The 1761-nt window shown below is 52.0% G+C and carries 1 protein-coding gene; it reads left to right on the top strand.

The annotated features are described in order from the left end of the window. Nucleotides 1-1761: 3'-5' exonuclease (locus E2K52_RS14285; RefSeq protein ID WP_319922810.1), on the top strand; the 1761-nt coding region annotated here is incomplete at both ends.

Genomic DNA, 1761 nt, shown 5'->3' with positions numbered 1-1761 from the left:
TACTGTTCGCTGATGACATTGCCGTGCTGTCTTTTGGTCTCTTTCCGCTGGAGCAGGTCAAGCAGCGTCTGCAGCGCATGGGAATTCCCTGCTATAAGGAATCCAGACAAAGTGTTTTTGCCAGCCCGACTGCTCAGGATGTTGCTGCGGTTTTAACCGCCATCATGGACCCGTTTAATGAGGCCAAAGTCAAACGTGCACTCTTGACCCGGCTGCTGGGATTTAATCTGAAAAAACTGATTGACCTGCAACAGCAGAGCGAGGGTTTAAATCGCTATATTGCCGATCTGGACAGTATTCGGGAGATGTGGTTCGAGAAAGGCTTTCTCACGGCCTGGACGTATGCGCTGAACCTGTTCCAGGTCTGGACCAATCTGGTGGCCAGTCAGAGTCTGGACAATGAGCGGGTGGTGGTAAATGTCCGCCATCTGACCGACATACTGTGTCAGCAGAGTGAATATTATCAGGGCGCGCAAAAGCTGTATCACTGGTATTTGCGCCAGTTGCAGTCTCCTTCCGGCAAAGACAATGAAAAAGAACGCAAGCTGTCGGGAGATCATGGGGTTCAGTTAATGACCATTCATGCCTCCAAGGGACTGGAGTTCAAGGTGGTCTTTTTGCTGGGCGCGGATGCCGCGACTGATATGCATAAAGGAAACCTGAATTTTTCGCTTGCGACTGCGGGCCAGGACAATATACTGGAACAGTCCCGGGTCATTAGGGTCAATCACAAGGATTTGCATGCGCAGGCCATTCAGCAAAATGCTGCGCGTAATGCTGCCGAGAATCACCGGCTCTGGTATGTTGCGCTGACCCGGGCCAGCCATCGGGTCTATGCCCTATTGCAAGATCAAAGCGGACAGACTGAGGCAGGTCTGGCGTTCTGGCGTGGACAGGGCGAGGCAGCTTTTCAGCATCCTTACAGCCTGATCGAGCAGCCTTTAAGTCAGGAACCCGCCCGTATTCTGGCGCAGCAGCAACAAACGCCGCCTGAAATGCAGGCACAGGCTTTGCCGCAGCGGCACTTTTATCCCCGCAGCCGGACCAGCTTTACCGCTTTGGCCCAGCATCAGCTTCGACCTGCTGTGCTCCAGGATGATCTGGTGAACCATGCAGAAGTCGTCGACAGTGCGGCCGATGAAATAGAGATTAACCATCTGGATCAGCCGGCTCAGGAGCCACTGGACTGGCTCAAGCTGAATTTTCCCAAGGGCACCGTTGCCGGAACTTTCCTGCACAGCATTTTTGAGCATCTTGACTTTCAGGATCGCAGCTACTGGAATCTGGAAATTCGTCGCCGTTTTAAAAACACGGCACCGCAGATCTGGCAGGAACTCAAAGAAAAATTCCTGCAGGCATTTCAGCTGCGAGCTTTGCTGGAGCAGGCGTTTGCACAGGATTATCAGCATGCTTGTGTGAATCTAAAGACCTTGTTGACTCAGGTTGCGCAGCACTCGGAGTTTTCGGCAGAAGCCCTGCAACAGAGTATGCACCGTGTACTTTCCAGTCTGAACTATAAAATTCTGACCGGTATTCGCCTGCATGGCCAGCGTGACAGCTACCGGCAGGAATTGCAGTTGTTTTTCAAGTCGGTACAGCATTTGCAACAGGCCGGATTTTTAGCTTTTCTCGCTCAGTTCCAGCCCTGTTTTTCCGAGCTGGATGATGAGCCTTTTATTCAGTTTTTTGAGCAGGAACTTGCACAGCTGAGTGCAGCGGCTTCAACCGTGGCGGTAAATGTTGAGGTTGTTTTTCAGGATG

Origin of the sequence: Acinetobacter sp. RF14B (genome assembly GCF_006864105.1) — a bacterium.
Lineage (GTDB): Bacteria > Pseudomonadota > Gammaproteobacteria > Pseudomonadales > Moraxellaceae > Acinetobacter > Acinetobacter lwoffii_C.
The sequence above is the reverse complement of the archived record's forward strand: the minus strand, read 5'-3'. Positions and strand labels throughout refer to the sequence as shown.